12 protein-coding genes and 1 pseudogene are annotated in these 12,681 nt (G+C 75.8%); 8 read left to right on the top strand and 5 right to left on the bottom strand.

Going from position 1 to position 12,681, the window contains the following annotated elements; translation table 11 throughout:
• The first annotated feature begins 322 nt into the window (after nucleotides 1-322).
• The 7 genes from F1C15_RS13215 (at nucleotide 323) to F1C15_RS13185 (ending at nucleotide 6,494) form a co-directional block, all read left to right on the top strand.
• A complete protein-coding gene (locus F1C15_RS13215) occupies nucleotides 323-823 on the top strand; it encodes a MarR family winged helix-turn-helix transcriptional regulator (protein WP_082514248.1) in 501 nt (166 codons plus the stop codon).
• Entirely contained in the window at nucleotides 820-2,199 is a 1,380-nt protein-coding gene (locus F1C15_RS13210; protein WP_185231738.1) for a deoxyribodipyrimidine photo-lyase, read from the top strand. Before F1C15_RS13215 ends, F1C15_RS13210 begins: the two co-directional genes overlap by 4 nt.
• 59 nt (nucleotides 2,200-2,258) lie before the next feature.
• Complete coding sequence (locus F1C15_RS13205) at nucleotides 2,259-3,674, top strand: serine hydrolase (RefSeq protein WP_185231736.1); 1,416 nt, start codon at nucleotides 2,259-2,261, stop codon at nucleotides 3,672-3,674.
• Nucleotides 3,675-3,678: 4 nt separating this feature from the next.
• Nucleotides 3,679-4,464: an NAD(P)-dependent oxidoreductase gene (locus F1C15_RS13200; protein WP_185231734.1), complete on the top strand. Its 786-nt coding sequence runs from the start codon at nucleotides 3,679-3,681 to the stop codon at nucleotides 4,462-4,464.
• Nucleotides 4,465-4,534: 70 nt separating this feature from the next.
• Complete coding sequence (locus F1C15_RS13195; RefSeq protein WP_219731548.1) at nucleotides 4,535-4,978, top strand: GNAT family N-acetyltransferase; 444 nt, start codon at nucleotides 4,535-4,537, stop codon at nucleotides 4,976-4,978.
• 138 nt (nucleotides 4,979-5,116) lie between these two features.
• Nucleotides 5,117-5,674 carry a TetR family transcriptional regulator gene (locus F1C15_RS13190; RefSeq protein ID WP_056052909.1) on the top strand — a complete coding sequence of 186 codons (558 nt, stop codon included), beginning with the start codon at nucleotides 5,117-5,119 and terminating at the stop codon, nucleotides 5,672-5,674.
• A gap of 19 nt (nucleotides 5,675-5,693) precedes the next feature.
• Nucleotides 5,694-6,494, top strand: coding sequence for a dienelactone hydrolase family protein (locus tag F1C15_RS13185; RefSeq protein ID WP_185231732.1), 801 nt, complete (start codon nucleotides 5,694-5,696; stop codon nucleotides 6,492-6,494).
• Nucleotides 6,495-6,568: 74 nt separating this feature from the next.
• Here F1C15_RS13185 and ribH read toward each other — a convergent pair whose 3' ends face one another.
• The 5 genes and pseudogenes from ribH to F1C15_RS13160 all read right to left on the bottom strand — a co-directional run bounded on the left by ribH (nucleotide 6,569) and on the right by F1C15_RS13160 (nucleotide 10,187).
• On the bottom strand, nucleotides 6,569-7,075 hold the full coding sequence (gene ribH / locus F1C15_RS13180; protein WP_185231731.1) for a 6,7-dimethyl-8-ribityllumazine synthase: 507 nt from the start codon (nucleotides 7,073-7,075) through the stop codon (nucleotides 6,569-6,571).
• An 80-nt stretch (nucleotides 7,076-7,155) separates the two neighbouring features.
• Nucleotides 7,156-7,692, bottom strand: a pseudogene (gene ribB, locus F1C15_RS13175) (3,4-dihydroxy-2-butanone-4-phosphate synthase); the annotation flags it as partial.
• A gap of 113 nt (nucleotides 7,693-7,805) precedes the next feature.
• Nucleotides 7,806-8,447, bottom strand: coding sequence for a riboflavin synthase (locus F1C15_RS13170; RefSeq protein WP_185231727.1), 642 nt, complete (start codon nucleotides 8,445-8,447; stop codon nucleotides 7,806-7,808).
• A 386-nt stretch (nucleotides 8,448-8,833) separates the two neighbouring features.
• Complete coding sequence (locus F1C15_RS13165; protein WP_056052900.1) at nucleotides 8,834-9,421, bottom strand: DUF1349 domain-containing protein; 588 nt, start codon at nucleotides 9,419-9,421, stop codon at nucleotides 8,834-8,836.
• 61 nt (nucleotides 9,422-9,482) lie between these two features.
• Nucleotides 9,483-10,187, bottom strand: coding sequence for a pentapeptide repeat-containing protein (locus tag F1C15_RS13160; protein WP_185231725.1), 705 nt, complete (start codon nucleotides 10,185-10,187; stop codon nucleotides 9,483-9,485).
• 174 nt (nucleotides 10,188-10,361) lie between these two features.
• Here F1C15_RS13160 and F1C15_RS13155 point away from each other — a divergent pair, with 174 nt between their 5' ends.
• On the top strand, nucleotides 10,362-12,563 hold the full coding sequence (locus F1C15_RS13155) for an Ig-like domain repeat protein (protein ID WP_185231723.1): 2,202 nt from the start codon (nucleotides 10,362-10,364) through the stop codon (nucleotides 12,561-12,563).
• Nucleotides 12,564-12,681: the final 118 nt, after the last annotated feature.

The following is a 12,681-nucleotide window of genomic DNA, read 5'->3' as shown; positions in this document are numbered from 1 at the left end:
GCCGGGGGTCCCCCTCAGGGGAAGTTCCCAGCAAGATAACGGTTCGGTAACTAGACCTCCGTTACCGCACCGTTATAGATTGACCGCGTTGAGGTTGTTTGCTGTGGCAGCCGACACGGAATGTGATTGCAGGACACTCTTGGTGCAAGGGAAGAGGGCCGGTCGCCTCGCGACCGGCCCTCTGTCACGTCCGGGCCCGACTCGACCCCGACGCTCGCTCGCCGGCGCGTGGGCCGGCTCGCCTGTCTCGTGACCGCCGCACGGCGTCCCCCTGTCGGCCGTTCTTCGTAGACTCGACGTCGACACGAGACGAGGTGGCGACATGAGCGAGACAGCCGTGGCCGTCGGGGCCTGGGAGGCCCTGTTCCGAGCACAGGTGAGCATCATGCGCGAGCTGAACGCCGCCTTCCCCACCGACGACATCTCGTTCAACGAGTACGACGTGCTGTTCAACCTGTCGAGCCAGCCTGCGCGGCGGGCCCGCATCCGCGACCTCACCCGGCACCTGCTGCTCACCCAGCCGAGCATCAGCCGCCTCGTCGACCGCCTGGCGAGCAAGGGCATCGTCGAGAAGCAGACCGACCCCGGCGACGGGCGCGGCATCATCGTCGCCCTCACCGACCACGGCTACGACCTCTACCGACGCACCGCCGTCGACCACGCGGCCGCCATCAGGCGCCGCGTGGGCGGCAGCCTCGACCACGACGAGCTCGTCGCGCTGACCGACCTCTGCACGCGCCTCCGCCTGGGCCAGACGACGGGCAGCCCCGGCGACCCGGGCGCGACGACCAGGGCCGACGCCGAGGTCGGTGCCGCCTCGTGACCTCGTCCCCCTCCGTCGTCTGGCTGCGCGACGACCTCCGCGTCGCCGACAACCCCGCCCTCGTCGCCGCGGTCGACCGCGGCGAGCCCGTGGTCGTGCTCGTCGTGCTCGACGACGAGACCCCGGGCATCCGCCCTCTCGGCGGGGCCGCGCGCTGGTGGCTCCACCACAGCCTGGTGGCGCTCGACGGCGCGCTCCGCGAGCTCGGGGCCGGCCTGACGCTCCGCCGCGGCCCCGCCGCCGAGGTGCTCCCGGCCGTCGTGGCCGAGGTCGGCGCCGGCGCCGTCTACTGGAACCGCCGCTACGGCAAGGTGCCCCGCGACACCGACGCGGCCCTGAAGGCCGCGCTCCGCGACGAGGGCCTCGTGGCCGAGAGCTTCCAGGCGAACCTCCTCTTCGAGCCGTGGACGGTGCAGACCGGCCAGGGCCAGCCGTTCAAGGTCTTCACACCGTTCTGGCGGGCCTGCCTCGACCGGCCCGAGCCCCGGCACCCGCTCGACGCTCCCGACGCCGTGCGGCCCCCGGAGGCCCCGCCCGCCAGCGACGACCTCGACGCGTGGCAGCTGCTGCCGACGAGCCCCGACTGGGCCGCCGGGCTCCGCGAGACGTGGACCCCGGGCGAGGCCGCCGCACTGGACGCCCTGGAGGAGTTCGCCACGGGCCACCTCGCCGACTACGGCGAGCGCGACTTCCCGGCGCAGGAGGCCACGAGCCGCATGTCGCCGCGACTGAGGTTCGGCGAGGTCAGCCCGTTCCAGATCTGGCACCGCATGCGGGGCGACCTCCCGCCCGCCTCGCGCGAGCGGGCGCAGGCGTTCCTCCGCGAGGTGGTCTGGCGCGAGTTCAACCACACCATCCTCTTCACCTCGCCCGAGCTGGCGACCGTCAGCTACCGCCCCGAGTTCGAGGCGTTCCCGTGGGCCGACGTGCCGGAGTCGGAGGTCGACGCCTGGCGTCACGGCCGGACGGGCGTGCCGCTCGTCGACGCCGGCATGCGCCAGCTCTGGACGACCGGGTGGATGCACAACCGGGTGCGGATGGTGACGGCGAGCTTCCTGATCAAGAACCTCCTGGTCGACTGGCGGGTCGGCGAGCAGTGGTTCTGGGACACCCTCGTCGACGCCGACGAGGCGAACAACCCCGCCAACTGGCAGTGGACGGCGGGCTCCGGCGCCGATGCCGCCCCCTACTTCCGGGTCTTCAACCCCGTGCTGCAGGGCGAGAAGTTCGACAAGGAGCGCAACTACGTCCGGGCATGGGTGCCCGAGATCGACACCGACGACTACCCCGAGCCGATGGTCGACCTGAAGGAGTCGCGGCGCCGCGCCCTCGACGCCTACGAGACGATGCGCCGCGCCTCCCCCGCGTCGCCCTGACCGCCGCACCGCCCGAGCACCGAGCACCGAGCACCGAGCACCGAGCACCGAGAGGCACCATGACCGACTCCGCCCGCCCCTCCGGCATCGACGCCGTCTTCGACGCGCGCCAGGCCGAACGTCGAGCGCCCAGCGTCGTGTTCGCGACCTTCGACCACGACGGCGTCACGCACCACGGCGCCCGCGGCGAGGTCGCGGGCGCCCTGCCGGGGCCGCACACCGCCTACCGGATCGCCTCCTGCACGAAGAGCTTCACCGCGGCGGCGCTGCTGGCGCTCCGCGACGCGGGGCAGCTCGTGCTCGACGCGCCCGTCACCGACTTCGTGCCCGCCTTCGCCGACGTCGCGCTGCCCACGGGCGACTCGCCCGTGCCGACGGTGCGGATGCTGATGACGATGTCGGGCGGCCTGCCGACCGACGACCCCTGGGGTGACCGCCAGGAGTCGATCACCGACGACGAGCTCGACGCCCTGCTGCGGCGCGGTCTGCGCTTCGACAGCGTGCCCGGCACGACCTTCGCGTACTCGAACCTGGGCTGGGCCCTGCTCGGGCGCGTCGTCGCGAGCGCGGCCGGCCACCCCTACCGCGAGGTCGTCGAGCAGACGCTCCTCGGCCCCCTCGGGCTGCCCTCGACCGGCTTCGAGGCCGACGTGCCGGCCACCGGCGGCGTCGCCGTCGGGCACCGGCCGGTCGACGACGGGTGGGAGCCCCTGCCCTTCTCGGGCCCCGGCGCGTTCTCGCCCATCGGGGGGCTGTTCAGCACCACGACCGACCTAGCCCGCTGGGCCCGGTGGCTGTCGTCGGCGTTCGACCCCGAGGGCCGCGGCGACGTCGACGGGGTGCTGAGCCGCGCCTCCCGCCGCGAGATGCAGCAGCTCCACCGGCTCGTGCCCGGCCGGGGTGCGCACCCCTCGGGCTACGGCTTCGGCCTCTTCGTCGAGGAGTACCCCGACTTCGGCACCGTCGTGTCGCACTCCGGCGGCTACCCCGGCTTCTCCGCCCACATGCGCTGGCAGACCGCCACCGGCCTCGGCGCCGTGGGCCTCGAGAACGCCACCTACGCCCAGGTCGCCGTGCCCGTCAGCCGGGCCCTCGACGGCATGATGGCCGACACGGCGGAGGCGCGGGTCGTCGTCGCTCCGTGGCCCGAGACCCTCGCCGCGATGCCCCTGGTCGAGGCCGTCGTGCGCGGGCGCGAGGTGCCGGCGGGCCTCCTCAGCGAGAACGTCGAGCTCGACGTGCCGCTCGTGCGCCGCCGAGCCCTGTGGGCCCGCGAGCTCGAGGCGGTCGGCGGACTGCTCGACCACGACGACGAGGGCGCGGGCGAGGTGCCCGGCGCCGAGTCGGCGACCCCGTCGCACCGCGTGTGGTGGCTGCCCGGGCGACGCGGGGCCCTGCGGCTCGAGGTCCGGCTGACCCCGGAGGACCCTCCCCGCGTGCAGACCCTGTCGGTGCGCGCCGACACCGGGCGCTGACGCCGTGTCGGTCATCGCCGTCACCGGGGGCGCCGGCAAGGTCGCGGCCATGATCCGGCCGCACCTCGCCGCCGCGGGGCACGAGGTGCGCCTGCTCGACCTGGTCGCCCCGGCCGGCCCGCTCGCGCCGACCGAGTCCGCCGCGGTCGTCGGGGTGACCGACCTCGAGGCCCTGACGGAGGCGCTCCGCGGCGCCGACATCGTCGTGCACCTCGCCGCGTACGCCGACGAGCGGTCGTGGGAGGACATCCGCGACGTCAACGTCGAGGGGGCACACGCGGTGCACGAGGCCGCCGTGCGGGCCGGCGTGCGGCGCGTCCTCGCCGCGAGCTCGGTGCACGCCGCGGGCTACCTGCCCTGGGACTCCGCGGCCGAGCACGCGGTGCCGGCCGCGCGGCCCGACACGTTCTACGGCCTGAGCAAGGTCGTGCTCGAGGCCATGGGCAGCCTCTACGCCGACCGCGCGGGCCAGCTCGTCGTCTCGGCCCGGATCATGACGGCGGTCGAGCGGCCCTTCGACGCCCGGAGCCTCGGCACCTGGCTGTCGGCCGGCGACGCGGCCCGCCTCGTCGAGGCCGCCCTGACCACCACGGCCACCGGCCACCACGTCGTCTGGGGCGTCTCGCGCAACACGCGGCGACCGGTCTCCCTCGCGGCCGGCGAGGCCGTCGGCTACCACCCGGTCGACGACGCCGAGGCGTACGCCGACGAGGTCGACGAGCCGCCGGTGGGGGGCTCGACGCCGATCGGCGGCAGCTTCGTCGACCACCCGCTCGGGGAGCCCATGTGAGCGGCGCCGACGCGGCGCCGGGGCGGGCGCGGGTGACGTGCTCGGGGCGACCGGACGCTACCGTGGCTCCGTGACCCTCCTGCACCGCGACTCCGCCGTCCGCGACATCGACCCCCTCGCGCTCTACGGGCTGCTGAAGCTGCGGGTCGACGTCTTCGTCGTCGAGCAGGAGTGCCCCTACCCCGAGCTCGACGGGCGCGACGTCGAGCCCGACGCGCAGATGCTCTGGGTCGAGGAGGACGGCGAGGTGCTGGCCACGGTCCGGCTGCTCTGCGACGGCGACGACCGGCGGATCGGCCGCGTCGCGACCGCCGCGTCGGCCCGCGGCCGCGGGCTCGCCGCCCAGCTGATGGAGCGGGCCCTCGCTGACTGCCCCGGCCGCCTCGTGCGGCTCGACGCCCAGGCGCACCTCGAGGGCTGGTACGCGCGCTTCGGCTTCGTCGTGGACGGCGAGCCCTTCCTGGAGGACGGCATCCCGCACGTGCCGATGTCGCGGGTCGTCCCGGCCGCCTGACCAGCGCCTCCCGCTGGGCCGCCCCGCCCGCCGCCCACGCCCCGCCCACGCCCGGCCCCCGTCCCCCGTCCTGGCCGGACCTGGACGGGGGTCGTCCGGACCGTTCCGTCCGGTCCGCCCGCGCCCTAAGCTCGGGCCATGCCACGTCGAGCCACCCCTCCGCGGGACCGCATCCTCGAGGCGGCGCACGCCGAGTTCGCCGCCCGCGGCCTCGCCGGTGCCCGCGTCGACTCCATCGCCCGCGAGGCCGAGGCGAGCAAGGAGCGGCTCTACGCCCACTTCTCGACGAAGCGCGACCTGTTCGACGCCGCCCTGGGCGAGAGCATCGACCGCTGGCTCGAGGCCGTCCCGTTCGACGCCCACGACCTGCCGCAGTGGGCGAGCAGGCTCTACGACCACCTCGCGACGCACGCCGACGACGCACGCCTGCTGCTCTGGGGGCAGATCGAGGGCGTCACGCTGCCGAGCCCCGGGGTCGTCGACCACGAGCAGCTCGACCGGCGCCGCGAGGCCGTCCGGGCGGCGCAGGCCTCGGGCGACATCCCCTCCGACTGGGACGCCGACGAGCTGCTGACGATGGTGTTCGGCAGCGTGCTGGCCTGGTTCGTCACGCCGACCGCGACGAACCTGCACCAGGGCCCGCACCAGCGGCGGTGCGACGTCGTCGAGCAGGCGGTCCGGCGACTCGTCGGCTGAGCGGGAGTACCGTCACGGGGTGACCACGACGACCCCTGCCCCCGACCTCTCCCCCGACCTCCGCGACCTGCTCGACAGCGTGCCCGACACCGGCACCGTCGAGGCGGGCGACGTGGTCTACGACCACGACGGCACGCCCCTCGAGGGCTTCCTCGCCACGCCCGGCGACGCCGACGGCGCCCTCCGGCCCGCGGTGCTCGTGCTGCACGACTGGTTCGGCGTCGTCGACCACGTCAAGGTGCGCGCCCAGATGCTGGCGCGCCTCGGCTACGTGGCGCTGGCCGGCGACGTCTACGGCCAGGGCGTCCGCCCCGGCCCCGGGGAGGCGGCGGCCGAGGCCGGCGCCTGGTACGGCGACGTCGCAGCGTTCCGCGCCCGCCTCACCGCCAACCTGGAGCGCCTCCGCTCCGAGCCCGGAGTCGACCCCGAGCGCATCGCCGTGATGGGCTACTGCTTCGGCGGCTCCGGGGCCCTCGAGCTCGCCCGCTCGGGCGCCGACGTGGCGGGGGTCGTGTCGTTCCACGGCGGCCTCGGCACCGGGGCGCCCGCCGAGAAGGGAGCCGTCAAGGCCCCCCTGCTCGTGCTGACGGGCGCGGCCGACCCGGTCGTGCCGGACGACGCGGTCGTCGGCTTCGAGGACGAGCTGCGCGACGCCGAGGTCGGCGACTGGCAGGTCGTCAGCTACAGCGGGGCGATGCACGCCTTCGCGGTGCCGGGCACCGACAGCCCCGAGCACGGCGCGCAGTTCCAGGAAACGGCGAACCGCCGCTCGTGGCTGCAGATGCGCGGCTTCCTCGACGAGGTCCTCGGCGAGCACTAGCCCCCTCCGCGACGACGGCCGGCCCCCTCGGGGGGCCGGCCGTCGTCGTCTCGGTCGTCAGGACGCCGGAGGGGTCAGAACCCGACGACACGCCCCGAGGAGGCGCGGCGCGCGAGGTCGCGCAGCTGGACGGCGGTCGAGACGGCCGCGTGGGCGGCCTCCCGCCCCTTGTCCTCCTTCGAGCCCGGCAGCCCGGCCCGGTCGAGGCCCTGCTGCTCGTCGTCGAGGGTGAGCACACCGAAGCCGACCGGCTTGCCGGTGTCGAGCGTCACGCGGAGCAGGCCCGACGTCGCGGCGTCGGAGACGTACTCGAAGTGCGGGGTGCCGCCGCGGATGATCACGCCGAGCGCCACCACGGCGTCGGCCCCCGCCTCGAGGGCGGCCTTCGCGACGACCGGCAGCTCGAAGCTGCCGGGCACGCGGACGACGGTCGCCTCGGCGCCGAGCTCGGCGATCGTGGCGAGCGCGCCGGCGAGCAGGCCGTCGCTGATCGCGGTGTGCCAGGTGCCGGCGACGACGGTGACGCGCAGGCCGCGGCCGTCGACGGGCTCCTGCTCGGTGGGTGCTCCTGCGCCGCTCATGCGGTGGTCCTCTCGGTGGGGGCGGGGCGACCGGGGAGGTCGCCGGGGGTGGTGGGGGCGGCCGGGCCGGTCGCGAGGCGGTGGGCGACGACCTGGGCGATGGTCACGACGGGGACGCCCTCGCGGCGCCCCAGCTCGATGAGGCCGGGCAGCCGCATCATCTCGCCGTCGTCGGCGACGATCTCGCTGATCGCCGCGACGGGGCGGAGGCCGGCGGCGACCATCAGGTCGACGGCCGCCTCGGTGTGGCCGTCGCGCTCGAGCACCCCGCCGGGCCGGGCCCGGAGCGGGATGACGTGGCCGGGGCGGTGCAGGTCGTCGCGGACGGAGGCCGGGTCGGCCAGGACCCGCAGGGTGCGGGCGCGGTCGGAGGCGCTGATGCCCGTGGTCACGCCCTCGGCCGCGTCGACGCTGACCGTGTACGCGGTGCCGCGGGCGTCCTCGTTGCGGGCGACCATGGGCGGCAGGTCGAGGAGGTCGGCGATCTCTGCCGACATCGGGGCGCAGACGAACCCGGACGAGACCCGCACCGTCCAGGCCAGCCACTCCTGGCTCGCCAGCTCGGCGCTCAGCACCACGTCGCCCTCGTTCTCGCGCGACTCGTCGTCGACGACGATGACCGGCCGGCCACGACGGAGGTGGTCGAGGACGGTCGCGACGTCGTCGAGGGGCTCGGCACCCGTGCGCCGAGGCGCCTCGGGGGCACCCGCGCGGGCGCCCGACGCCTCGGTCACGACGCCCGGCCGGAGCGGTGCGCGCCGGCGGTGGCGTCGAGGGCGAGCATGCGGCGCACGTGGCGCGCCAGGACGTCGGTCTCGACGTTGACGCGGTCGCCCGGGGCCTTGTCGCCGAGCGTCGTGGCGGCGAGGGTCTCGGGGATGAGGCTGACCTCGAACCACCCCTCCTCGACCCCCGGCTCGCTGATGCCGCTGACGGTGAGGCTCACGCCGTCGAGCGTGACGGAGCCCTTGTCGACGAGGAGGGGGGAGAGGTCGTCGGCGAGGCTCAGGCGCACGCGCCGCCAGGCGTCGCCCTCCTCCGTCTCGAGCACGGACGCCGTGCCGTCGACGTGGCCCTGCACGATGTGGCCGCCGAGGCGGTCGCCCACGCGGGCCGCCCGCTCGAGGTTGACGGGCAGGCCGGGCTCGAGGTCGCCCAGGGTGCTCATGACCAGCGTCTGCTTCATGACGTCGGCCGTGAACGACTCCCCGTCGCGCTCGACCACGGTGAGGCAGACGCCGCTGACCGAGATGGAGTCGCCGTGCTCGGCGCCGTCGACCGCGAGCGGCCCGTGCACGGTGAGGCGGACGCTGTCGCCCACGTCGGCGAGCCGCACGACACGGCCCTTCTCCTCGACGAGACCCGTGAACACGTCAGATCACCGCCGTCGGCAGGAGGGACGGGAGGGCGGGCACCGGCGTCGGCCGGCGCCGCGGGGCGAGGGTGGTGGTCATCATGTCTCCGTCGGTGAGCCTGCTGGGGCTCTCCGGGGACGACGCGAGGTCGCGGCCAGCCCGGGCGCCGTCGTCGACGAGCCCTGGCCCGCGCTGCCTCCCTTCCGGACTGTGACCGTCGGTACCGGAGTTCCACCGGTTCAACCGGGGCGACCACCGTCTGGGGGCCGCACCGGGTCGCGGACTGTGACCGCCGGTTCAGATTTTCGCTGACCCCGGAGCGCGTTGCTCACCGGCGACGATAGCACCGGGCCCCGACAGCGGCCTCGGCCGCCGTCACGCCCCGTCACGTCGCCCCGCCGGGTCAGGTCGGAGGGTGCAGGCCCTCGTCGGCCGGCCCGGTCCGCCAGGCGGTGAAGTGCACGGTGAGGCCGTCGCGCGAGGGGGCGCAGCACATCGGCCCCGCCGTCACCGCCGCGTCCGCGTCGAGCGGCGACACCCGGACCAGGCGCCACGGCTCGTCGTCCACGCGGGCACGGACGGTCAGGGCGTCGCCGGAGCGGCTGGCCCGGACGGTGACCTCGCGGTCGCGCCAGCCGGGGACGGGGGCGAGCGACCAGTCCGAGACGCCCCGCGTGACGACGGCGCCGAGGCCGTCCTCGCCGTCGCTGCGCTCGACGCCCGCCTTCGTCCACGTCTCGTCGTCGACCCTGACGAAGACGCCGGCCTGGTCGAACTGGGCCGAGAAGTCGAGACGGAACGAGACCTCGACCGCGGTGCCCTGCTCGAACGGCGCGAGGAGGGCGTGCTCCGTGTCGTGCACGAACCCGTACGAGGTGACGCGCCAGGCGTCGCTGCCCTCGACGGCGGTCACGCGCATCCCGTCGTCGCCCACCTCCACGCGCGCGGGCGCAGTCGTCCAGCTGCCGGTGCTCCAGTCGACGTCGATCATGCGGTCGAGGCTACGCCGCCGCCGACCCGCGACACGGCGCGGCGCGGCGCAGCGACGAGGCTCAGTCGACGACGAGCCCCAGGTGCGCCGCGAGCGCAGGGGCCAGCGCCTGCAGCTGCACGGCGTCGACGGTCGCCCCCCGGAGCCCGTCGAGCCCGTCGACGCGGTCGAACGAGGTCGTGCGCAGGTCGACGTGGGCGAGGGAGGCGCGGGTCACGTCGAGCGTGCCGACGCGGCAGTCGACGAGGGCCACCCGCAGGGCCTCCGCACCGCCGAGGTCGAGCTCGCCGATGCTGCAGCCCTCGAGGACGACGTCGGTGAGGCGGGCCCCCCGCAGGTTCAGGTAGTCGATCTTGCCGCCGACGACCCGGACGGAGCGCCAGTCGGCGTCGAACAGCTCGGCCGAGCCCCAGCGCGGGCGCTCGACGCGGACGTCGTGCCAGGTGCTGCGCCCGGCGGCGAGCTCGGGGGCGAACGAGTCGGCGACGACCGTCTCGACGAACCGCGCGCCCCGGAGGCGCGCCCCGCCGAGCCGGGGCGCCTCGAGCACGCACTCGCGGAGGACGACGCCCTCGAGGTCGCGGTCGGCGAGGTCGGCGTCGACGAGGCGCTCCCGCTCGCGGTCGTCGTGCGCGGCGAGGGAGTCGCCCGTCACGTCGACGAGGCCGGTCGGGTCGACGTGGTCGATGCGGGGCGCGTCGGTGCCGCCGCCCGGGGCGGCGCCCGAGCGCCCGGCGCGGGAGGAGGAACGACGGGGAGCGGCCATGCGGACGAGGCTACCGATGGCCGCCGACACCGGACGGACTCGTTCTGGGGAGTGCCGCCCCGGCAGGAGGGGGGCACGATCAGTTCCATGCGCATGCATGAACGCTGCGCGCCGCTGCCCTGACCACCCGACGGTCGGGCCGCGCCCCTCCCCCGCCCCGACCGGAGAACCCCCGTGCCGTCATCCCTCCCTGCCCGTCTGCCGTCGGCCCTCGCCGCCGGCCTCCTCGCGACCGGCCTGCTGCTCGCCGGCCTGGTCGCCGCGCCCGCGGCACCCGCGAGCGCCGCGCCGGCGCCCGCCCCGACCACCGCCTCCCTGCCGAAGGACCAGCTCGTCGTGCCGCCCTCGGCGCTCGCCCGGGCCGACGCCCTCGACGACGCGCCCACGACCGGCGCGGTCGTCCACACCCTCTGGGTGAGCACCGTGTCGGCCACCGCCGCCACGACCGACGACACGGTCACCTCGCTCGACCGCGCGTCGATCGACGCCGCCGTCACCGCGCTGCACGACTACTGGTGGGAGGAGTCGGGCGGCCGCGTCGACGTCCGCCTCGGCGGCGTCGAGGAGCGCTCCCTCGGCGGCACGAGCTGCGACGCGTCCACGACGCTGAGCAAGGTCAAGGCCTCGGCCTTCGGCGGCTCCTTCGCCTCGTACGGCTGGGCCGGCACCGAGAAGCACCTGCTCGTGCTGCCCCGCGAGGCGTGCGGCACGCAGGCGTTCGGCACGATCGGCGGCGACGGCGGCGAGATCGTCAGCTCGTACGGCCTCGGCCAGCAGCTCGGCGTGCCGGTGCTGCTGCACGAGTTCGGCCACAACCTGGGGCTCGGCCACGCCGGCTCGGCGCTCTGCCGCAGCACGACCTCGTTCGACGGCGCCCCCGGCGACTTCCGCAGCACGGCCGACGCCGCCTGCCCCACCGAGGAGTACGGCGACCACCTCGACATCATGGGCTACTCGGTGTCGGGCGCCCGCCCGCACCTGTCGTCCCCGCAGCGGATGCGTCTCGGCTGGCTGCCGAGCACCGTCGCGCTGAGCACGCCGGCGACCACCAAGCGCGTCGTGCTGCCCTCGCTCGACACCGCGGCCGCCGGCCGCGCCGTCGACGTCACCGACCCGGTCAGCGGCCAGCACTACACGCTGGAGTACCGCACGGCCACGGGTCGCGACCGCTCCAGCGCCGAGTTCGCCGGCGGTGCGCCCCGCTGCACGGTCGTCGCGACCGGCTTCACGAAGTGCGCGCTCGACAGCTCGGCCGCCACGGGCAGCGTGCGCGTGCTGCGCGCCCTCCCCCAGCCCGGCGGCTTCGCCACGACGGTGGCCCTCGCGGTCGGCACCGACTCGGCCGCCGACCCCGCCCGCCGCGACACCCACCTCGACGCCGGCGAGTCGTTCACGAGCGCCGGCGGCGGCTTCACCGTCGCCGTCGCGAGCCTCTCGCCCCAGGGCGGAGCCGTGCTCGACGTCTCCCTCCGCGGGCCCCGCGGCGCCGTGTCGACCGCGACCGCGCTGACCCTCTCCACCGCCTCGCAGACCTACGGCGGAGCCGGCGCGACGGCGACCGCCGTCGTCACGCGCGCCGACGGCACGGCGCCCGCGGGCACCGTGAGCCTGGTGGACGGCTCGACCGTGCTGGCGACCGTGCCCGTGGGCACGGGGGGCCGCACGACGATCGCCGTGCCGACGACGCTGGCCGCGGGGAGCCACGCGCTGCGCGCCTCCTTCACGCCCTCCGACCCCGCCGTCACGGCGTCGGGCTCGGCGCCGCAGACGCTCGCGGTCACGGCCGGCGCGACGACCACGTCGCTCCGGGTCAGCGGCCCGCAGCAGACCTTCGGGTCGACGACGACGACCCTCACCGCGACCGTGCCGCAGGTGGCCGGCAGCTGGCCCGCCGGCACCGTGACCTTCACGCGCTCCGGCGTGCCGGTGGCCGTCGTGCCGCTGGCCTCGGGCACCGCGTCGTGGGTCGTGCCCGCGAGCACGTCGGCCGGCCGGTGGTCGTTCACGGCCTCGTTCGCGCCCTCGTCGACGTCGCTCGTGAAGTCGGTCAGCGCGCCCCAGACGGTCACGGTCGTGCCCGCGAGCTCGACGGTGGCGATCACGCCCGCCACGACGAGCCCCGCACGGAACACCGCCACGACGGCCACCGTCACCGTGCGCGTCGCCGGCGTCGCCTCGCCGGCCGGCTCGGTCACCGTGCTCTCGGACGGACGCGCCGTGCAGACGGTCGCCCTGACCTCGACCGGCCAGGGCACCGCGACGGTGACGCTGCCGCGGTACGCCACGGCCGGCAGCCCGGTGGTCTCGGTGCGCTACTCGGGCACGCCCGACGTGCTCGGCAGCACCTCGGCGGGCGTCACGCTGCGCGTGCGCTGACCGGCGGGGCGGCCGGGTCGGCCGGGTCGGCCGGGTCGGCCGGGTCGGCCGGGTCGGCCGGGTCGGCCGCGTCGGCCGCGTCGGCCGGACGGGCTCCGTGCCCGCCCGGCCGCGCCCG

It is taken from the genome of Frigoribacterium sp. NBH87, from assembly GCF_014217665.1.
Taxonomy (GTDB): Bacteria; Actinomycetota; Actinomycetes; order Actinomycetales; family Microbacteriaceae; genus Frigoribacterium; species Frigoribacterium endophyticum.
Note: the sequence above shows the minus strand (reverse complement) of the source record. Positions and strands in the feature narration are given on the sequence as shown.